This window comes from Helicobacter sp. T3_23-1059, from assembly GCF_053654515.1.
Genome location: NZ_JBSIUV010000018.1, coordinates 21,982 through 40,303 on the forward strand (window position 1 = coordinate 21,982; position 18,322 = coordinate 40,303).

The window sequence follows — 18,322 nt, forward strand, 5'->3', positions numbered from 1 at the left end:
ATCCACATAAAAAATATGCAAAAATTTGTGGTGATGATGAGAAATCTACTTCAAAAGGACTTAGTATGTTTATGACTACTAAAAAGCTTCTAGCTTTGGCATTTCTAGCGGTGTGTAGCCTTGCATTTGCAAAGGACTATGAAATCAAAATGCTTAACAAAGGCGCGGAGGGACCTATGGTATTTGAGCCAGCGTTTGTGCATATACAGCCCGGAGATACTATTACCTTTGTGGCGACTGACCCTACGCACAATGCGCGAAGTGTGGTAATCCCAGCAGGTGCAGAGAAGTTTCAAACACCACAAACAATGATGAGAAACAAGGGTGAAAAATTTACTATCACGCCAAAAAAAGAGGGCGTGTATGTCTATGAGTGCATACCACACACACCTATGGGTATGGTAGGGGTTTTTCAAGTAGGCAAAGCGACTAATATGTCTCAAATCAATGATGGAATCTTTAAGCAACCAAAAGCAAAAGAGCGACTAGGCAAATATATCCAGCAAATCAAAAAATAGCTTGAATATAGCGCGTTTTGTCGGCGTTTTGTATTCTCTGTAAAATCGCCTTTAGCGATTTTACTCCCACTACTTAGAATCTATAATCTTGTTGTAAGCAAAATCTATTAGATTCTAAGTGGCTAGATTTCTTTTTATTGTTTTTTGGATTTTGCTAAATCCCTCAAAAAATAGCTTGTTATGTTTTTTCTTTCAACGATTTTTGTAAAAAATATTGATTTTCAACAATCCTTGCAAAATCTTTATAAAACCCCCTTGCGAATAATCTAGCTTTCTAACGCTTTTTTTAACGCCTATCTCGCCCTTTGATTTCAGCGATAGCCTCTACGACTATACCTATGACAAGGTTTAGCACCATATAACTTATGATGATGATAAAGCTTACAAAAACTATCCACGCATAAGGATACACCGCCATTATCGGCAGTGCCACCATAGATCTCCAGCCATCAAGCGTCATCACTTGAAATAGCGTATAAAAACTTACCCCAAGATTGCCAAAAAACTGCGGAAATGCCTCGCCAAAAAGATTGACACATAGCACGCCATACATATAAAAAAATACCAAAATCAGCACCACAACGCTAGCAAGGCTAGGCAGAGTGTGGAGCATTGCTTCTGTGATAAGGCGCATTTGTGAAAAAATCGACACAAGTCGTAGTACGCGAAAAATCCGCAACGAGCGCAAAATACTCATCTCACTTTCCACCAATAAACTAACTGCTACGATGATAAAATAAAATAGATTCCACCCTCGTTGATTTTTGTCGGTAAAAAACGCAAGCCCAAAGGCAAAAAGTCGCAACGCTAATTCAATAGAAAAAATCCCTAGACAGATTTTATCAATAATATTTAGCACAAAGCCAATGCCACTAAAATCTTGCAAATACGCAGAAGTCTATAGCCCAAGCGCAATAGCATTTAGCACGATAATAAAGCCAATGATAAAAGTGTAGGTTTTGGTGTCAAAAAATTTAGCTAAAATCTTTTTAGCATTGCACATTTGCCGACACATTTTACACCTTTAGATTCCTGTGCTAGATTTTATAATTCCAAACTTTGTTTGCAGGATTTTGCCCTGTGTTTTGGTTGCTTTTATGTTTTTAATGCAATATAAATTTTTGTATGACATTATAAAAAGTGATTAAACTAACCTTGCAAAAGCCTATCCACACAATATCTAGCCTTATTAAAATATTCTTTTTCTAGCGCAATATTTTTTGACTAATATATCACTAATTTTTTCAAATATTGGCATCATTAGAGCCGCTCCTCTTTCTTCATCGTCATCATACTCATCAATATCAATTTCAAATTGTTCATATAATTCTTGCACAACCTCCGCAACTTCATACATATTTGCGCTAATAGTTCTCTCTATATAATTAGTTAAAAACAAACGCGTATAAAAAGAAAACATCAAGTCATCGGTATCATTTATATTCATAGCATTTTCCAAAGCAATATTTACAAAAAAATCCACTTGTGGCTCATTGTCAAATACTTCTCGTAACCCCTCTGCTAAAACATTTAAAATAATTTCCTCATCAATCCTTCTTCGTTGCATTTCAAGCCCAAGTAATGCAACGCTATAAATCAAAAATTCTCTTGTGGCAACATCATTTTGTAGTCCAATGACATTTAATCGCTCAATTTGTTCTCGCATTTGTATTGTAACACTTGCAAGGAATTTGCAAACCTCTTCTCTTACCTGCTCCGAAGCATTTTTTTGTGAAAAACTTGTGTTGCCACTTGTCAATAAGTCAATAGCTATGCCAGCCAACCCCATAACTGTTTTTGTGTTTTTGGAGCTTCTTAAATATTGTATCAATCTATCTTGGTGTATTCGCTTAAAAATACTATCCGCTTGCACCACGCCATCATATTCTTGCTTGCCATCTGCATTAGAATCCATCTTCCTAATTTTTATTGTTTCTTGCAATGTCTCTAGAGAACTTAAGAAAGGGGATAATTCATCATAGTCTATGCTAAAAGAACCAAATTTTTTACCATTTATTACAAGCTTTGACATTCCTGTAAAAGTCTTTTTTAGTTCGAGTGTTTTTATGTTTTTTATTTCTATGCTTTCTGGTGATTCGTAGCTCTCTTTTGCAAATAAATAGTCTCGCGTAACGACTATACCATCTTTTGCACTACCAAACATTGTGTCATCTAATAAAAAAAGTATATCATCATAAGATATTGAGTTGTCGCAATAAGAAGATATTGCATTTAGCCCTTTTTGATAGGTAATATCTGGTTTTAGTTCGACTTCCATAACAAATCCTTTTAAGAGAGTTGAATAGTATAAGCAGTATTAACCGCAAACATAAAACTATGTAAGATTGTAGTTATTATCAAAAATCCGTCCTCACAATCCCCATAATCATTTCTTCAAGTTGCTGACTCGCTTTTAAATATTTTTCTAATATTTCTATCTGTTTATCAAGAGATTCTATGTATTCTTCCGCATTTGATTTGAATCTTTTTCGAGATAATTGTTCCTCCCAAAAATTTGAGTTGCGTATTGCATTTTTCATAGATGTTTTAGCTGTTTTCTCTAATTTTTCAGCTTCGTTCATTGATACATCTAGTTGGCGTTCTAACTCATCAATCTGTTTTCTTAAATCTTGTCCAATACGCACCAATTCCGCTGATTGTTCCCCATTTAGCAACTTGACTGCACAACTTAGACCACCACACGGCAATCTAGGATTATTGCCATAGTAGATTCTTTCAATGCTATTTACCAAAGAAGCACTCCTATATTCTTTTTCTCTCATTGTTTGTGCTATGTCTGCGACTTTACCATCTGTAACATAAGTCAGCAACAAATATACAGACAACAATGTAACACCTAGTATGACAAGTTTTTGCAAATTACCCATTCTAACCCCGCTTGAATAAAAAAGATTTTCTTATTTTACTGCCCCCCCCCCCTTAAACTATACTTAAAAATCTATGCTAACTCAAAAAAACTGCAAAAAAAATGAAGTTTTTTTAAACTTCATTTCTCATAAAAAAGCCTTAATCTATTACTGTGTTGATAAAAATAAGCATATTATTCAACATTAAAAACCTTGGCTCAATCCAACTTAATCTCACATAAATGAGTCTTAAGTTATGATTGTGTCGATTGCACAAGATAAAAAACAAGTATATCACCACATAATAAAAACCTTTGCAAGAATTTAAGAGGCTAAGAGAATCAAAAACAAGATAGATTTTAAAAAAAGATTCTTAAATATGTTTCTACTTTGCTTACACTCGTAGCTTTGCAAGAAGTCTTGATATTGAGGCTGCTAAAATTGCAAAATTAAGCAAAATTTCTCGCCAAAGTGTCAATAAAATTTGCAAAAACATTAAAATCTTAATCACAAAAGAATGTGAGAAAATATCTAAATTAAATGGCGAAATAGAGATTGATGAAAGCAATCTTTTGATATAGATTTTGGGTGCTAAAAGAGTGAGAGGCAAAAGAGGGCAAAGAGAATTTTTTGCTTCACTTAAAAGAAGCAGAATTTAGGTATAATACCCAAATTAAACAGCAAGATTTGTATAAAATCTTACTAAAAATGATAAGAAATCAACCGCTTAAGTTGTTTTGAGCCTCCTTTTTTATATAACTTTCACCAATTTATTTAACTCCTTATTTTTATGATTATTGACAAAAAGTGTTTTTTGGTATCAAAACGCCAGAATACAAAAAAACGAACATTAAACAAGGCGTTTTTAAGGATTTGAAGTAAGTGTGGTTAAGATGAAATGAAGTTAAGTAATTGTGTGTTGTCATTGCGAGCGCAATTTATTGCGCGTGGCAATCTACTTGCTACAAATTGTCATACTGAGGTTTCGCTAGAAGCCGAAGTATCTCTAGATTTTAGATTTTAATAAAGAGTTACTTCGTTTCGCTTAAGTATGACAAAAACCCACCCCCAAACCCCCTCGTGCTAAGGGAGGGGGATTATGTGGATTGCCATGAATCTGCTACGCAAATTCTCGCAATAATGCAAATCTATTGTCATTTGAGCACAGATTCTTTGTGATATTGAGCGAAATATCTCAAACTTTTATTTGCCATTACTTTAAAATTTTACAAGAAGTCAAAATCTCGATTTTGTGCTACTTTTTGGATACTTCGCTTTGCTTAGTATGACAAAAAAAAGTTTTGGGGATAATGGATTGCCACGCTCGCGCTTACGCACTCGCTCGCAATGACTGATACCCACCCCCAAACCCCCTCCGCAAAGGGAGGGGGGAACAAGTTAATTCAAACTCCGCAAGGGAGGAGGAAAAGTGTGGAATTATCATCCGCAAGGGAGGGGTTTATGTGGATTGCCACGAGATTTTTGACAAACCCGCATGCAATGACAAGTTTTTGATAATACACAATATGAAAATCCTTACAATGACTAAAAATTCAATCTAACTTCATTTGTGTTATGGATTTTTATAGATTTAGTGAGAATCTACAAACGCCTTTAATGCCTTTATAAAATCATTTGGCAGATAAAAGCAAGTCTCTTTAGATTCTAGCAAAATCGCTACTTGAGAAGTGTGGGCTTGACATAGCTTTTTGCCATCTAAATCCAAAAATGTATATTTAAGTCTAAAAAAGCATTCAAATTCTAGCAATTCTACTTCTATGCAAAAGCGTTGATTAAACTCTAATGGAGCGATAAATTTAGAATCTAGCTTTACGATTGGCAGGGCAAATCTAGCCTCTTTCATCGCTAGATAATTAAACCCCAATTCATCTAAAAATCTACACCTTGCCATTTCCATATATCGCACATAATTCCCGTGCCACATAACCCCCATAGAATCCACATCGAAAAACTCCGCAATAAAATGATATGTTCGCTTGAGATTTGTCATCGTTTGAGCCTTTTGGTGCGTTTTAGATTTATGTGGATTTTGATAAATCACTTGACAAAATCTTGCTTGTCAAAATCATTTTGTCCAAAATCCGCTTGCAAAGACACCCTAGATTTGCTACCCGTTTTTCTTACTAAACATTCAAACTTTTCTCTGCTATCAAAAAAATCTTTTGCAAACATATTTTTTGCGCTTTTAGATTTTCTTATGCCTATGATATTTACGACTTTGTTTGCGCCCAGTGTGCTTGCTTTTTTTGCAAGGGATACAAGTGCTTTTGCTAGTGCCATTTGGCAGGAATATTCGACACTTAAAGAGTTAGAAAACGCGCGTTTATGTCGTTTGGTTATTTGTAGATTTTGTGAGATGATGTGGGTGTCTTTGCCACTATCTAGCCCGAAGCGAAATTCGATATTATTTGGCAATGTTGATTTTACCTGCTCGCTATGCAGAGCCTTTTGCAAGTCAAAGTAGTGCAATTCACTTTTTGCATTTAGGCAAGATAATAAACTATTTAGACACCATAAAATAAACGCTATTCTTGGTAGATTTTTCATCTTGTTTTCCTTGTCTTTTGGTATGCTAATCTTACTTGCCAAATGAACTTTTTAGCGTTACTTTGACATCTAATGCACGAACTAAGCATTCATAAGTTTGCGCGCTATTGCTAGTTAGGCTTACGATATGTAGCGCGGAGTTGCCACCTGCTTGTTGGGCTTGTTGTTGGATTTTGGTTAGCGCGATGACAAAGGCATTATCACACGCCTCTTTGATACTATCAAAATGTTTTAGCGCGTTTTTGTGATTTACTTGCGCAAAACCTGCGACAAGCTCTTTATCTCCTGTATTTCCTAGCCCGAAATAAAGCTCTATTTTTGGCGTTAGTCTAGCGTTTGCCTCATCGCTTTTTAGGGCATCTGCGATGCTGTATTCTTGGTAATGCTTTGATTTACCTCGTTTTTCTTTTTGTGCGCCTGATTTTGCTATTACAAACGCGCTAGGTGCTAGCACGCCACATAAAACAAGACTTATGATAAAAGATTTTAGCGATTTTTGCATTTTTACTCCTTTTTTTTGCCCATTTTGGTAGATTTTAGAAATTATACTAAAAGCATTTCTATGCAGCAAAAAAATCATAGAAATTAAACCACGATTTTGGATTTGCTACCGCTCTTTTTTGTAGAGAAGTTACATATTTTTGTGCTAGCTCTCTTACTTGCGACTCTTTGGATAGGCTAGATTTATCGCGCATAAATTTTACAGGCTCTTTGCTGATATTTTCTAGCTCGATTTGGTATTTGCCATTGATTTTTTCACACCATAGCATTGAGATTTTGACATTTAGCAATCCTGCTAAAAAAAACGCGCCTTGCGGGAAATAGCAGGGCTTGCCTAAAAAATGAAATTTCGCATTTTTGCCCCTGCTTATAAACCCATCTTGTATGGCTACCCTATCGCCCATAATGCCGATATTTACCCCATTATCAAGCAAATCTTTGATTTGCAACAAAGAATCCATATCCAAATTATCCACAAGGATTATGCTTTGATAGGATTTTGGGAGAGAGTTTGTGGTGGGGTTTTGGCTATTATTGTGGCATTCTTTGTCTTTGCTGATATGTCGCAAAAGCGCGATAAAATCTTTTGCGATTTTTTCATACATTAGTATGCTTAGAGGGATTTTGCCCATTTCACCCATTTCGTTGCGCAACGCCCTGCAAACCTCGATATTGCCAAAATGGCTAACAACCAAAATCTGCCCTTTTTTAGATTCTGCATTATTGTTTGTTGGCATTAGCTCATTTTTTATGAAATCCATATTGATGATTTCTATGTCTTTGTGGGACATTTTGCCTAGCCAAGAGGCGATTTTATCGCATATCGCACTTCCAAATTCATAAAAATTGCCATAGATTTGCCATTGTCTTTGTAGCCACGATTTTGGCTTAAGCCTTGTTTGCGGATTTTGGCTTGTGATAAAATCCTCTAAATTCTCATAAAATCTAGCGATATTTCGCCGCTCATTTGGCGAAAAAATAAAATACACGCTCGTTACAAACGCTATGCAGAGTTTTAAAATCGGGCGCAAAATCGGGTGGTAAAAAACACTTACAAGCACCAAAGTAACCTTTAGCCAAAATCTACCCGCACATTCATTTTTGTTATACCATTTTTGAGAATTTTGCCATTTTTGCGAACTTTGACATTTTTTAGACGGATTTTCATCTTTGTGTGTCGTGTTATTTGATAGATTTTGCCCTTTTGGGATTTTTAGATTTTGTAGATTTTTGCTCATTTTAGCACTCATTTTGGGGTTGATTTTTTAGTAGCACTTTTCCGCTAGAGCAGATTTTATCATTTGCATAGAGGCTAAAATCTAGCCGATTTTGACTGCACACTAATTCTAATCTAGCCATATCACAAGGACGCAAAAATGCTGAAAATTTCACGCTTTGGATTTGACTTATGGATTCTAGCTTTATGCCTAAATGTTTGCTCGCATTTTGCAGGGCAAATCCTATCTCGACAAATCCCGGGACAAGCGGAAAACTACTAAAATGCCCATCAAAATAAAAACACCCCTCATCAATATAACTTTCTAACACGCAAGATTTTATCTCACTAGAAGCGCAAGTTTTGCTAGATTGTATTTGCATTTTTGGCTTTTTACCTTGCATAATCCTAAACTCTGGCACGACTTTTTCCCTAGCGCACATCTCAAAATCTTTTAGCGTGATTTTGCCCTGCGCGTTGTATGGCATTTTAGAGCGGATATAAAAATACCTAAGCGCACTTACAAGCGAGGCAGATTGTCCTAAAAAGGCAGAATCTAGCAGGGGTTTTAGCGCGGATTTTATGCCTTTTTTGCCTGAGATTCTAAAGGCGTTTTTGCCTTCATTCGTTAGTGTGATTATCGCGCTTAGGCGGTTTTGTCCTTTTAGCACGCCTACGCGGGCATTTTCTATAAAGCTATGATTTTTTAAAATCGATTCTACAAAATCAAGGCTTATCCGCACTTCATTTAGCTTAATAATCCTATCATATCGCCCCAAAAGCGTAAAAACTACCTCTTTAGCGTTATTGTTGTCATAGATTTTTGCACAATCATTGCTAAGAAACTTCGCATTTTCCCCTTCAAAACTATCAAGCCAATCGCTAGAAATAACAAGCCTCTGCGTAGAATCTAGCTCCAATCTCACAGGTGGAAACGCATAAAAAGTGCTAGATTGGTTTTGGATTTTGTCTATGGCATTGACAGTGGTTTTGCTATCTTGATAGCCTATGACGCCTGTTTCGCTACTGCCATAGATGGAGATAATGTTTTGTAGCGTTTGTTTGTTTGCGTTGAATCGTTTTTGTAGCCCATCTCTTGTGTGGCTATCTAGTGGCGAGCCAGCACAGATGATGATTTTGGGGGATTTTATATGGCTGATTTCATCTTTTAGCATTATCTCTAGCACGGTTGGTGAGGCTAGCAAGATGGCGTTTTTGTGCGTGTTTAGCACTTCTACTAATAGATGGTGAGATAAAATCTGCTCTTTTAAAACCACTCCTCCGCACACTAAAGGCAAAAATACCTTAAAAGTAAGCCCAAATAAATGTCTATGCGGAATCGCTCCTACAAATACAACTTCGCTCGTGCTTTTGCCATTTTTTGTAATGTCATTAAGCCTAAAAAATCCTGCTAAAAATTTCGCTTCACAAATCATTTGATATAGATTTTTTGCGATAAATTTTGGCTCGCCACTACTCCCTGAAGTTTGGATAAAAAATTGCGCATTTGATAGAGAAATATCTGTGCTTGCAGTGTGGCTTATTGATTTTTGCGGGTTTAGTGATTCTTGTTTTAAGTGTTTTTGCTTGCCCCCCCCCATTTTAGATTTTTGCTATATATATTATCATCTAGCAAAAACATATCATTTGTGCTTATTTGAGGGGAGTTTAGCAAATACGGGGTTTTGCGGGCTAAAAGTATGCCAAAAAAGCTAGCGACAAAATGATATGTATCATCTAAAAATAAGCCTATTTTATCTTGCGAAATATCGCTCAAAGCATAAGCGATTTGCATAGAATCATTTTGCAAATCTTGCAAGTTTTGATGAGATTTTGTATGAGCGCAATCGCTAAATATGACTTTTTGATGAAAATGTCTAAACATTATCTAGCCTTTTTAGTTTTGTTATGTTTTTTTTAGGAAGTAAAAAAACATATCGATAAATCCACTCTATGCCAAAAAGTAGCCCCAATGCCACATAGCAGATTCCGCCACAAAATACACTCCACAAAAATTTATCCTCAAAGCAGGCTAAGACAAACGCCACACAAGCACAAAATCCAAAATAGCTAGCCCAAATCTTTGTAAGCGTGCGCGTGTAAGGCACAAGGTAACAGCGCACTTCGTTTGGCAAATCGCTAGCGCGCTTTACGCCGTGCGAGATAAGGGCAAATCTAGTAATAATCGCCTCATCTCTAAGGCTAAAGCTAAATGCAACTAAAAGCAAGACATACACCGCTACGGGATAAAAATATGCTAACTCCACCCCAAAGCTATGCAATGAAAATATCTTTTGCAAAAAAAGCAGTGTAAAAAGCACGCAAAAAATCAAACCAAAAATCCAAAATCTATTTTTTGCCCTAAATCCTAAAAACGCTTTTATCCCCCACGCAAATGCTAAAGCACACATTACGCTAGAAACGCTAAAATCGATATATTCCCCAAAATATAGCGCAAATGGATAGCACACACTTAATGCTACAAATGCCACATTAAACGCTACTAAAGCATATTTTTTCATATACGCGCTTGGTAAAAAAACTAGATTTTAAGATTTTGCGTTTGCTAGAAGCTGTTTATGGACGATTTGGATAATGTCTTGCAGGGTTTGGACTTCTTTAAAATCTGGGGCTTCCATACGATAGCCTGTTTTTTTGCGGATAAAATCAAGCAAATCAATCGCATCAATACTATCAATCTCTAAATCATAATAGATTTTCGCCTCTGGCGTGATTTTTGCCTCATCGATTTCAAATAGCTCAATCAACGCGTCTTTTAGAATCTTAAAAATTTCTTGTTGCTCCATTTATGCTCCTTTTTGTTATTGTTTGGATTTAGATTTTGTATTATTTGGTTTGCTCTGCGATATATGCAGAGAGGCTATCTATGCTATAAAAAATCTCTTTTAGATTCCCCTGTTTGCTATCTAGCTTTAGCCCATATTTTTTTTGGATAGCTAGCCCTAGCTCTAGCGCATCGACACTATCAAGCCCTAAGCCATTATTTTCCGTGCCAAATAACGCGCTTTTTTCATCAATATCACTAGGCTTCATATCGGGCAAATTTAGGGCTGTGATGATTAGCTCTTTTAGCGCATCTTTTAGTGTTTGTAGGTGGTTTGGTTGCATTTATGCTCCTTGTTAAGTTAGTGATTTAGCGAATGATATAGATTGCTTAGAGTTTCGTGTAAATATCGCACACGCATAGAATCTACCCTATCTTTTTCAAACTCATCTAGTGTGATTTGCGCTTCTAAAGATAGCTCATATCGCAGTGTTTGAGTGGTGGTATTATACCATTTTGAATCTTTTTGCAAACTTTTTGGGGACATTTTGATAAAAATCGCGCTTAGATTTTTCGCGCTATGAATGGCTATGTAGCTAGCAGCTTTATGCAAAATGATTTTGTCTTTTGTGCGCGTGCCTTCAGGGAATATCAGCAAAGATTCGCCCATTTTTAGCGCGTCTATGCTTTGGCGCAATAGTTCCTCATTTGCGGTGTTTAGGATATATCCGCTTGCTTTTATCGCTCCAAAAAGAAAGATATTTTTTGCTAAAGATGCTTTTATCACACAATTTATACGCGGGATATGCGCAATAAGCAAGACTACATCTAGCAAAGATGGGTGGTTTGCGATGATAATCTCGCTAGGATTTCCAACATTATCTAGGGTTTTTGTCTTGCTAGATTCTGTCTTGCTTAGTTTTTTGCTAGATTGTAGTTGGCTAGATATGGTGAAGCGATATTGCAATCGCTTAGAAAAACACAAAATCCACAAAAACAATCTCCACGCGTATCGCACCAAATCACGGCTAAAATACTGCACTTTTTTGTAGCGATGAAGTCTTAGCAAAATAAGCGGGATAAAGATTAGGTTTCCACACCCACAAATAATCCCAAAAATCCCAAACGAAAAACTTGCCACAAAAAACCTGCAAAATCTATCTAATGCGTTGTTTGCAGTGTTTTTGATTTTCATAAAAATATATGTTAGATTTTGCATTTTGGTGTTTTTTTTTGTATATTTAGATTTTGGTTATATGCCATTTAAAAATCATAGAATCATTTTCTTTTGGCAGTATGCAATAAGAAAAACTTTTTGCAGAATCTAGCGCATTTATGGCACTCAAAAAATCTAGCTCGCTTGTGATGATTTCTAGGGAGTCGTGTTTGTGATTATTGGCAGGTTTATTGTCGTGGGTTATTTCTAGCGTGGCGTTGTATGTGGGATTTTGTGGATTTTGGTTTGTTTGGTTTTGTCTTGGCAGGCTTATTTTTAGGGCTAGGAGTAAAAATGGTGGCTCGTTTGTAGAGATACTTTGCAAAGGGGGTTGTTTTTGGTTTTCTTTGTAGCAGTTATACGCTTCGCACAATCCCTCATAATAGCTTAGCACAAGGACTTCATCTATGTGATTAGCAGAATCTTTTAGCTTTGTGTAGGCGTTTATTATGCCGTATTCTAGGCTTGGGTTTGCGCTTATCGCGCTTATTTCGGCATTGTTTTTTGTGGCGATTGCTAGCAGGGCTGGAGTGGCGTTTAGCACGGACATAGAAAAGCTAGTAGGCGATAGCAAGTAGCTATCTTGCAAATTTAGTAGCATATCAAAACAGCGATTTATCTCGCCCAAAGTAGAGCTAAAAACGATTGGCAGAGATTTTGTCGGTGTAGATTTTGGCTTATTTGTATGCTCCTGTGGCGATAAAAGGCTAAAGACACATTTGCTAGCATTGCTAAGCCTCCTGCGCTCTAAGGGCGGCAAGTGCGACAAATGAAAATCTTGTTGGTAGGATTTTAGCGAATCTATGGAAGTAGCAAGATTTTGTTGATTAGATTTTTGGCATACAAAAGCATCTAAATTGACATTTGGCGAGATAATGGCGTGGATATTTGTCATTTGTAGGCTAAGTGTCATAGATTTTTGTTTTTGTGCTTGCATTGTGTTAGCCTTAGGAAGTTTAAGATGGGGCGCAAATAGGGCGTAAAAAGCGGTTAGATTATATCATACATTGAATTGATGATGTGCATTTTTTATTTTATATGTTATAATATGCGCTTTATGCGCGTTTGTTGTGGATTTTATGTTGGGATTTGAGCTTTTTTAGGAAGTGGCTAGTTTTGATTTTGATAGAGAAAAAGCTAGCAAGCCTAAACATTTTGGTAGATTTTGGTTTTGGGGTATTTTGTGGGGATAAATGGCGCAAAAAACGGGTTTATAAACAAAATTAGGAGATTGATAAATGTTTGATTTTCTTTTGTTGTTAGTAGCATTTGGCGTGTTTGTTGGCATTTTTATGTGGAATAACAGCGATAGCCAACTAAAATGATTTGCTAAAATCTTTTGATACGCAAGGTTTATTATGTTGCCACAATTCTCCAAGCTCCAACGCTTTATCATTCGGTGGAAATCTCGCTCTTTGGGACCTGATATAGATGCAGTGATTACAGTGCTAAGTGTGCTTATCTATATGAGCAAAAGTGATAAAGACCACATAGATACACAACTAGCAACTACAAAACATATCCTCTATGATAGACTAAAACTAGGCTCTTTAGCTGGATTTGTGCTAGAGCGCGTAATCGTAGAGGTGGGAGAGTTTATCGAAGATGAGAGTAAGTATATCCGCGCAAGGGAGAGGGCTTTTGCTGATATTGTGCAAAACATACAGTTATATGGATTTGCCCTAGATATGTTGGAGGGCGAAGAAAATGCCTCCAAACTAGAAATGCTACACTCCATCATACAAAAATCCTATGATGAAGCATATAGCCTAAAAAAAGAAAGCAAGCGAATCTTGCAAGCCCAAGAATCTCGCTTTTTGCACTAAAATTTTGCATTAACAAAAAAGCTAAAATCTACATAATAAACATAGCAAAATCTAAACTAAATAACGGATTTATAAGGAATATAAAATGCTTTGCAAGCTATCTAAATCCTAAAATAACATATAATCCAAAACCACATAAGGAGCGATAAATGAGCACAATTTTTAGCAAAATCGTGCGAGGCGAAATCCCTTGCAACAAAGTCTATGAAAATGATGAATTTTTGGCGTTTTATGATATTGCCCCAAAAGCAAAGGTGCATATTTTAGCCATTCCCAAAAAAGAGCTAAAAGATTTTAATGAGATTGATTCTAGTCTTATGGGAAAAATGAGTGAGTTTATCCTAGAAGTCGTAGAAAAAGTCGGCATAAAAGATAGTGGCTATCGCCTAATCACAAACATAGGCAAAGACAGCGGGCAAGAAGTCCCCCATCTGCATTTTCACATTTTAGGTGGTGAGCGACTTGGTGGCAATTTCGCCTAAGTCGCGTTGCAATGCTAGCTACAATGCTATCTAAAATATTGTCTAAAATCTAAAAGATTTTAGGCATACAAAATCTACAACCATAAATAAAAACAAACATTTTAAGGAATCCCTACAAATGCAAACCCTCCAACAAAAAGCAAAAGTCCTTATTGAAGCATTGCCATATATTCAGCGATTTAGTGGCAAAATCATCGTAATCAAATACGGCGGGAGTGCTATGGAAGATGAAAATCTAAAAAAAAGCGTGGTGCTTGATATTGCATTGCTTAAATCCATAGGATTTAAGCCCATCATCATTCACGGCGGTGGCAAAGAAATTAGCAAATGGATAAATAAGCTAGGCGGGGAAGCAAAGTTTGAAGATGGATTTCGTATCACTGATGAGGGTGCATTGCAAGTAGCTGAAATGGTGCTAAACTATATCAATAAATCGCTAGTGGGCTATATGGGTAGCTTTGGGGTTAGGGCTGTGGGGATAAGTGGAAAAGACGGAGGCACTCTAAATGCTAGCAAAAAGCTCATAAATGGCAAAGATATAGGATTTGTAGGGAATGTCAAATCTGTGGATATTCGGCTTATTGTGAGTTTGCTTGATAGTGATTTTGTCCCTGTGATATGCCCTATAAGCGCGGATAAAAGCGGGCAGGGCTACAATATAAATGCCGATGATGCAGCCTGTGCTATCGCTCAAGGGCTAAATGCCGAAAAACTCGTATTTTTAAGCGATATAGAGGGAATCTATCGCGATTTTAGCGACAAAGAAAGCCTAATCCCTATCCTAAAAACAAGCGAAGCAAAAAATCTGCTAAAAAGTGATGGCGTGAGTGGTGGCATACTCCCAAAGCTACAAAACTGCATAGAAGCGATAGAAAATGGCGTATCTCGCGTGCATATCATCGATGGCAGGATAGAGCATTGTTTGCTATTAGAATTTTTTACAGACAAGGGCATAGGCACGGCAATTTTGCGTGATTAGTATTTAAGAGGGCAAATCATAGCCTGCCACAAACGCAAACAGACACATTTACAAGCTATTTATTCTTTTTTATCAGTGTTGCAAAATCTGCAAAAATACTGCGGGATTCTTTGGGTCCAGGGCTTGATTCTGGGTGATGCTGGAGGGAGAAAATCGGCGAGTCTTTGTAGCGCACTCCCTCGATGCTACTATCAAAAAGATTTCTATGCGTAATGTCTGCTACTTCTGCGATAGATTCTGGCACGGAGTAGATATGATTTTGCGAAGTGATTTCTATGCTTTGGGTGGCTAGGTTTTTTACAGGGTGGTTGCCCCCGTGATGTCCAAATTTTAGCTTATGCGTGTCGTGTCCGTGCGCGATAGATAAAAGCTGATGCCCTAGACAAATGCCAAAAATAGGGATTTTTGCTGTGATTAGTTTTTTTATTTCCTCTATTTGTGGGCGTAAAAATTTGGGGTCCCCCGGTCCATTTGAGAGAAAAACCCCGCCTATCTCATTTTTTTTAAATAAAGAGATAATCTCTTCTGCGCTAAATTCATACCCCCATACTTCAGGTTCTAGCCCCACTTCTGCAAGTTCATTTAATATATTTCGCTTTACACCAAAATCTATGACGATGATTTTTTGGCTGGGTTTAGATTTTACATAGTCCATTTTAGCAAAATCAAACACCCCCTCACCGTGTGTATATCGCGTATTTGTGCTTACTTGCTTAATTAGATTTTCACACTCTATGGGAGTAGATTTGCCTAAAATCTTTGCTAGCTCATCTTTGTCGCTTATTTCACTAGAAGCCACCATCATCATTGCCCCGTCTTTTCGTAGCATTTTGACAATAGCGCGAGTGTCTATATCGCATATCCCTAGCACATTTGCAGAATCCAAAAATGACTTTAAACTTTGATTTGAGCGAAAATTTGAGACAAAATCCTCATAATGTCGCACGATAACACCTCTGCAAAAAACCCCCCTGCTTTCGCAGTCTTTTGGATTTGTGCCTATGATGCCAATCTCTGGCATACAAAAAGTGATAAACTGCCCCGCATAGCTTGGGTCTGTGATGATTTCTTGGTAGCCACATAAAGAAGTGTTAAACACTAGCTCCCCTACGCTTGTGCCACCACCTGCAAATAAATGCCCGCTAAAAAATGCGCCATTTGCGCAATAAATCCAAACTTTTTTCTTTGTTTGTTTGTTTTTTGATTCTGCGTTTTGCGTGCTTTGTTGTTTCATTATACTTCGTCCCTTATTTATGACGCGTTATAAAAATCCTTTTTTGCGTAGTTCCTCATCATATAGTCGTTCATAGATTAGCTCGTATTCATCAGTGCCTGCAAGTAGCTTTCGTTTATAGCTTTTTATTTTTTGCATCACTTCATCTTGGATATTATCGTGGAGCTTTGCAAAAGAATCAATCGCCCTAAAAATTACATTTTTTATTTGATTGTTGCTGACATTAAAACTAATGTATTGTTTTGCCACAAGGGCGTCTAAAATCCTATGAGAGAGGGCGTTATACCTATCGTCCCAAAAAAGCAAAAATTTCTCATCATTAGCGATTTGTTTTTTGATAAGCCCAAAAAGTCGCCTCTCATCAGCGCGGATAAAATCCACTTCTTGTTGGTTTTCCTCTACGATTTCTTGGGCTTTTTTATCGATTGCTAGTTCTTGTTTGGTATCAGATTCTAGGATTTCTTGGGCGATTTTGGCTATGGATTCTAGAGGGACATTTAGCGTTACAAAGCTAGCGTTGTAAAGCTCTAGGGCGATTTTGTTTGCAATGTAGTTGATATGATTTAGTCGTAAGCGCATTGTATAAACCTTGAGAATGAAGTTAAAATCGTATAAATAAAATAGCGTATTGTAGCGTTTTTTGATAAATTTCTTTTTAAGCGGGTAAAGTTTTGGCACAAAAAGATAGCAACGCGCAATGCAAAAAATCTACAATGAAGCAAAAATGCTTGCAAAAACGCTCGCAAGCAAAGCCACAGCCAAAAATCCTCCCTAATTGCTCGTGCGATACCTAAACTGCCCTTTTTTAAATACCATAGGGAGTCCGCCTAAGCTAAATAGCCATTTATTTTCTATGGTATTTTTCATAAATGCTGCAAATTCCCCTTTGACATTTTTGTGATATACCACGCCCACGCCATCGGTATGCCCGATAGAACACACCGTGCCTCTGTGGTTAAATTTAAATGGTTTTTTAAAATCTTTGCCTTTGAGTTTGGCGATAAGTAGCTCTGCTATGTAGTCTCCCATTTGCGCTGATAGTTGGGCGGTTGGAGCGTGGATTACATCTTTGTCGGTGGCTAGTGCGCTATCGCCCACTACATAGATATTTGGGTATGGTTCGCATTGGAGTTGGGCATTTACGGGGATTCTGCCTTTTTTGTTTGGGATTATGGATTTTTCAATGATGTCGCTACCCTTTACCCCTGCGCTCCAAATGATTGTATTGCCCTCTATTTCTATGTCTATGCCATCTCGTTGGGCTAGGACTTTGCCTTCTTGGATTTCTTTTATATCTGTGCCTGTTAGGACATTTACGCCGTATTTTTCTAGCTTGTTTTGAGCGATTTTTGCTAGGCTAGGCTCAAACACAGGCAAAATCTGCTTTGCCCTGCCTATGCAAGTGAGTTTTGGCAAACTCCTATCAATCCCACAAATAAGGCATAGCTCATCAAGTTGAGTGGCTAGCTCAGCGGTAAATTCTATCCCTGTAAATCCCGTGCCACACACCACGACTTCTAAGTCTTTTTGATTTTTGGTATGCGTATATTCTTTAAACTTATTTTCGATATTTTTGGTTAGCTTTAGGGCTGCATTTAGCGAGGATAGTTTATAAGCGTGCTTATCTACGCCTTTTACGCCAAAGCTATCTGGCTTAAACCCAAGTGCGATGACTAAATAATCATAGTGGTATTCCCCTCCATTTCCTCTCACTTTGTTTTCTTGCGGGCATAGCTCTATGATTTTGTCTTTGATAAAGCCTACTTTTTGCGGATCTAAGATTTTGCGATAAAAGATTCTAGCTTTGCGCGAACCTAGCGTGCCTATGGCGACTTTGTGAAGCAATGTCGTTTGATAATGGTAGTCGTGCTTTGAAATAAGCGTAATATGGGCTTTAGATTTTAGCTTTCTTTGCAATCCTAGCGCGGCTTTTAGCCCTCCATAGCCTCCGCCGATGATTAGGATTTTGGGTGGATTTTGCGGTGTGGTGCTTTGCATTTTTGCTCCTTGATTTGTTGATTTTGTAGTGATTTTTTGCACTAATGATAATAAAAAAGAGTTGATAAAAGTTTAAAAAAATCAATGATTTTTAAGGATTTTGTGTAAAGTTTTATAAAGTTTTGTCCAAAT

23 protein-coding genes and 1 pseudogene are annotated in these 18,322 nt (G+C 37.1%); 6 read left to right on the forward strand and 18 right to left on the reverse strand.

Annotated elements, in window-relative coordinates:
• Positions 1 to 65: 65 nt before the first annotated feature.
• Positions 66 to 518: a pseudoazurin gene (locus ACWIX0_RS06630; RefSeq protein ID WP_454172998.1), complete on the forward strand. Its 453-nt coding sequence runs from the start codon at positions 66 to 68 to the stop codon at positions 516 to 518.
• 286 nt (positions 519 to 804) lie between these two features.
• Here ACWIX0_RS06630 and ACWIX0_RS06635 read toward each other — a convergent pair whose 3' ends face one another.
• From ACWIX0_RS06635 to ACWIX0_RS06645, 3 genes are all read right to left on the reverse strand, one after another.
• The gene (locus tag ACWIX0_RS06635) at positions 805 to 1,404 is read right to left on the reverse strand and encodes an ion transporter (protein ID WP_454173000.1); all 600 of its coding nucleotides are present in this window, start codon (positions 1,402 to 1,404) and stop codon (positions 805 to 807) included.
• A gap of 303 nt (positions 1,405 to 1,707) precedes the next feature.
• Entirely contained in the window at positions 1,708 to 2,796 is a 1,089-nt protein-coding gene (locus ACWIX0_RS06640; RefSeq protein ID WP_454173002.1) for a hypothetical protein, read from the reverse strand.
• Positions 2,797 to 2,875: 79 nt separating this feature from the next.
• Positions 2,876 to 3,406, reverse strand: a complete 531-nt coding sequence (locus tag ACWIX0_RS06645; RefSeq protein WP_454173004.1) for a hypothetical protein — start codon at positions 3,404 to 3,406, stop codon at positions 2,876 to 2,878.
• A gap of 401 nt (positions 3,407 to 3,807) precedes the next feature.
• Here ACWIX0_RS06645 and ACWIX0_RS06650 point away from each other — a divergent pair.
• Positions 3,808 to 3,951: pseudogene (locus ACWIX0_RS06650) on the forward strand (IS1595 family transposase); the annotation flags it as partial.
• A 332-nt stretch (positions 3,952 to 4,283) separates the two neighbouring features.
• Complete coding sequence (locus tag ACWIX0_RS06655; protein ID WP_454173006.1) at positions 4,284 to 4,409, forward strand: hypothetical protein; 126 nt, start codon at positions 4,284 to 4,286, stop codon at positions 4,407 to 4,409.
• 567 nt (positions 4,410 to 4,976) lie between these two features.
• On the opposite strand, the gene ACWIX0_RS06660 is transcribed toward ACWIX0_RS06655, so the two are convergent.
• From ACWIX0_RS06660 to ACWIX0_RS06715, 12 genes are all read right to left on the reverse strand, one after another.
• Positions 4,977 to 5,396, reverse strand: coding sequence for an acyl-CoA thioesterase (locus ACWIX0_RS06660; RefSeq protein ID WP_454173008.1), 420 nt, complete (start codon positions 5,394 to 5,396; stop codon positions 4,977 to 4,979).
• 47 nt (positions 5,397 to 5,443) lie between these two features.
• Positions 5,444 to 5,953, reverse strand: coding sequence for a hypothetical protein (locus ACWIX0_RS06665; RefSeq protein ID WP_454173010.1), 510 nt, complete (start codon positions 5,951 to 5,953; stop codon positions 5,444 to 5,446).
• A gap of 31 nt (positions 5,954 to 5,984) precedes the next feature.
• Complete coding sequence (locus ACWIX0_RS06670) at positions 5,985 to 6,455, reverse strand: hypothetical protein (protein WP_454173011.1); 471 nt, start codon at positions 6,453 to 6,455, stop codon at positions 5,985 to 5,987.
• Positions 6,456 to 6,513: 58 nt separating this feature from the next.
• Positions 6,514 to 7,692 carry a hypothetical protein gene (locus tag ACWIX0_RS06675; RefSeq protein ID WP_454173013.1) on the reverse strand — a complete coding sequence of 393 codons (1,179 nt, stop codon included), beginning with the start codon at positions 7,690 to 7,692 and terminating at the stop codon, positions 6,514 to 6,516.
• 1 nt (position 7,693) lies between these two features.
• Positions 7,694 to 9,271: an AMP-binding protein gene (locus ACWIX0_RS06680; RefSeq protein WP_454173015.1), complete on the reverse strand. Its 1,578-nt coding sequence runs from the start codon at positions 9,269 to 9,271 to the stop codon at positions 7,694 to 7,696.
• A complete protein-coding gene (locus tag ACWIX0_RS06685; RefSeq protein ID WP_454173017.1) occupies positions 9,244 to 9,555 on the reverse strand; it encodes a hypothetical protein in 312 nt (103 codons plus the stop codon). Before ACWIX0_RS06685 ends, ACWIX0_RS06680 begins: the two co-directional genes overlap by 28 nt.
• Positions 9,548 to 10,192 carry a hypothetical protein gene (locus ACWIX0_RS06690; protein WP_454173019.1) on the reverse strand — a complete coding sequence of 215 codons (645 nt, stop codon included), beginning with the start codon at positions 10,190 to 10,192 and terminating at the stop codon, positions 9,548 to 9,550. The genes ACWIX0_RS06685 and ACWIX0_RS06690 overlap by 8 nt, the downstream gene beginning before the upstream one ends.
• 27 nt (positions 10,193 to 10,219) lie before the next feature.
• A complete protein-coding gene (locus tag ACWIX0_RS06695) occupies positions 10,220 to 10,477 on the reverse strand; it encodes an acyl carrier protein (RefSeq protein WP_454173020.1) in 258 nt (85 codons plus the stop codon).
• A gap of 40 nt (positions 10,478 to 10,517) precedes the next feature.
• Positions 10,518 to 10,799 (reverse strand): phosphopantetheine-binding protein, encoded by a 282-nt coding sequence (locus ACWIX0_RS06700; protein WP_454173022.1) that lies wholly within the window; start codon positions 10,797 to 10,799, stop codon positions 10,518 to 10,520.
• A gap of 17 nt (positions 10,800 to 10,816) precedes the next feature.
• Positions 10,817 to 11,674 (reverse strand): lysophospholipid acyltransferase family protein, encoded by an 858-nt coding sequence (locus ACWIX0_RS06705; RefSeq protein ID WP_454173024.1) that lies wholly within the window; start codon positions 11,672 to 11,674, stop codon positions 10,817 to 10,819.
• 22 nt (positions 11,675 to 11,696) lie between these two features.
• The gene (locus tag ACWIX0_RS06710) at positions 11,697 to 12,608 is read right to left on the reverse strand and encodes a beta-ketoacyl synthase chain length factor (protein ID WP_454173026.1); all 912 of its coding nucleotides are present in this window, start codon (positions 12,606 to 12,608) and stop codon (positions 11,697 to 11,699) included.
• Positions 12,609 to 12,726: 118 nt separating this feature from the next.
• Positions 12,727 to 12,873, reverse strand: a complete 147-nt coding sequence (locus ACWIX0_RS06715; protein WP_454173028.1) for a hypothetical protein — start codon at positions 12,871 to 12,873, stop codon at positions 12,727 to 12,729.
• 156 nt (positions 12,874 to 13,029) lie between these two features.
• Between ACWIX0_RS06715 and ACWIX0_RS06720 the strand changes: the two genes are divergently transcribed.
• The 3 genes from ACWIX0_RS06720 (at position 13,030) to argB (ending at position 14,958) form a co-directional block, all read left to right on the forward strand.
• The gene (locus ACWIX0_RS06720) at positions 13,030 to 13,497 is read left to right on the forward strand and encodes a hypothetical protein (RefSeq protein ID WP_454173030.1); all 468 of its coding nucleotides are present in this window, start codon (positions 13,030 to 13,032) and stop codon (positions 13,495 to 13,497) included.
• 149 nt (positions 13,498 to 13,646) lie between these two features.
• Entirely contained in the window at positions 13,647 to 13,979 is a 333-nt protein-coding gene (locus tag ACWIX0_RS06725; protein ID WP_454173032.1) for a histidine triad nucleotide-binding protein, read from the forward strand.
• Between the two features lie 118 nt (positions 13,980 to 14,097).
• A complete protein-coding gene (argB, locus tag ACWIX0_RS06730) occupies positions 14,098 to 14,958 on the forward strand; it encodes an acetylglutamate kinase (protein WP_454173034.1) in 861 nt (286 codons plus the stop codon).
• A gap of 55 nt (positions 14,959 to 15,013) precedes the next feature.
• On the opposite strand, the gene carA is transcribed toward argB, so the two are convergent.
• The 3 genes from carA to ACWIX0_RS06745 form a co-directional block, all read right to left on the reverse strand.
• Positions 15,014 to 16,192, reverse strand: coding sequence for a glutamine-hydrolyzing carbamoyl-phosphate synthase small subunit (gene carA, locus ACWIX0_RS06735; protein WP_454173036.1), 1,179 nt, complete (start codon positions 16,190 to 16,192; stop codon positions 15,014 to 15,016).
• 27 nt (positions 16,193 to 16,219) lie between these two features.
• Positions 16,220 to 16,771 (reverse strand): DUF507 family protein, encoded by a 552-nt coding sequence (locus ACWIX0_RS06740; RefSeq protein ID WP_454173037.1) that lies wholly within the window; start codon positions 16,769 to 16,771, stop codon positions 16,220 to 16,222.
• 192 nt (positions 16,772 to 16,963) lie between these two features.
• Positions 16,964 to 18,190, reverse strand: coding sequence for an NAD(P)/FAD-dependent oxidoreductase (locus ACWIX0_RS06745; RefSeq protein WP_454173039.1), 1,227 nt, complete (start codon positions 18,188 to 18,190; stop codon positions 16,964 to 16,966).
• Positions 18,191 to 18,322: the final 132 nt, after the last annotated feature.

Bases quoted from the DNA above. Each gene is read 5' to 3' on its own strand.
- ACWIX0_RS06690 (WP_454173019.1), bottom strand. From the start codon at position 10,192: ATGAAAAAATATGCTTTAGTAGCGTTTAATGTGGCATTTGTAGCATTA.
- ACWIX0_RS06725 (WP_454173032.1), top strand. From the start codon at position 13,647: ATGAGCACAATTTTTAGCAAAATCGTGCGAGGCGAAATCCCTTGCAAC.
- ACWIX0_RS06740 (WP_454173037.1), bottom strand. From the start codon at position 16,771: ATGCGCTTACGACTAAATCATATCAACTACATTGCAAACAAAATCGCC.
- ACWIX0_RS06700 (WP_454173022.1), bottom strand. From the start codon at position 10,799: ATGCAACCAAACCACCTACAAACACTAAAAGATGCGCTAAAAGAGCTA.
- ACWIX0_RS06670 (WP_454173011.1), bottom strand. From the start codon at position 6,455: ATGCAAAAATCGCTAAAATCTTTTATCATAAGTCTTGTTTTATGTGGC.
- ACWIX0_RS06710 (WP_454173026.1), bottom strand. From the start codon at position 12,608: ATGCAAGCACAAAAACAAAAATCTATGACACTTAGCCTACAAATGACA.
- ACWIX0_RS06720 (WP_454173030.1), top strand. From the start codon at position 13,030: ATGTTGCCACAATTCTCCAAGCTCCAACGCTTTATCATTCGGTGGAAA.
- ACWIX0_RS06675 (WP_454173013.1), bottom strand. From the start codon at position 7,692: ATGAGCAAAAATCTACAAAATCTAAAAATCCCAAAAGGGCAAAATCTA.
- ACWIX0_RS06645 (WP_454173004.1), bottom strand. From the start codon at position 3,406: ATGGGTAATTTGCAAAAACTTGTCATACTAGGTGTTACATTGTTGTCT.
- ACWIX0_RS06640 (WP_454173002.1), bottom strand. From the start codon at position 2,796: ATGGAAGTCGAACTAAAACCAGATATTACCTATCAAAAAGGGCTAAAT.
- ACWIX0_RS06630 (WP_454172998.1), top strand. From the start codon at position 66: ATGTTTATGACTACTAAAAAGCTTCTAGCTTTGGCATTTCTAGCGGTG.
- ACWIX0_RS06705 (WP_454173024.1), bottom strand. From the start codon at position 11,674: ATGCAAAATCTAACATATATTTTTATGAAAATCAAAAACACTGCAAAC.
- ACWIX0_RS06685 (WP_454173017.1), bottom strand. From the start codon at position 9,555: ATGTTTAGACATTTTCATCAAAAAGTCATATTTAGCGATTGCGCTCAT.
- argB (WP_454173034.1), top strand. From the start codon at position 14,098: ATGCAAACCCTCCAACAAAAAGCAAAAGTCCTTATTGAAGCATTGCCA.
- ACWIX0_RS06695 (WP_454173020.1), bottom strand. From the start codon at position 10,477: ATGGAGCAACAAGAAATTTTTAAGATTCTAAAAGACGCGTTGATTGAG.
- ACWIX0_RS06665 (WP_454173010.1), bottom strand. From the start codon at position 5,953: ATGAAAAATCTACCAAGAATAGCGTTTATTTTATGGTGTCTAAATAGT.
- ACWIX0_RS06745 (WP_454173039.1), bottom strand. From the start codon at position 18,190: ATGCAAAGCACCACACCGCAAAATCCACCCAAAATCCTAATCATCGGC.
- ACWIX0_RS06660 (WP_454173008.1), bottom strand. From the start codon at position 5,396: ATGACAAATCTCAAGCGAACATATCATTTTATTGCGGAGTTTTTCGAT.
- ACWIX0_RS06680 (WP_454173015.1), bottom strand. From the start codon at position 9,271: ATGGGGGGGGGCAAGCAAAAACACTTAAAACAAGAATCACTAAACCCG.
- carA (WP_454173036.1), bottom strand. From the start codon at position 16,192: ATGAAACAACAAAGCACGCAAAACGCAGAATCAAAAAACAAACAAACA.
- ACWIX0_RS06655 (WP_454173006.1), top strand. From the start codon at position 4,284: ATGAAGTTAAGTAATTGTGTGTTGTCATTGCGAGCGCAATTTATTGCG.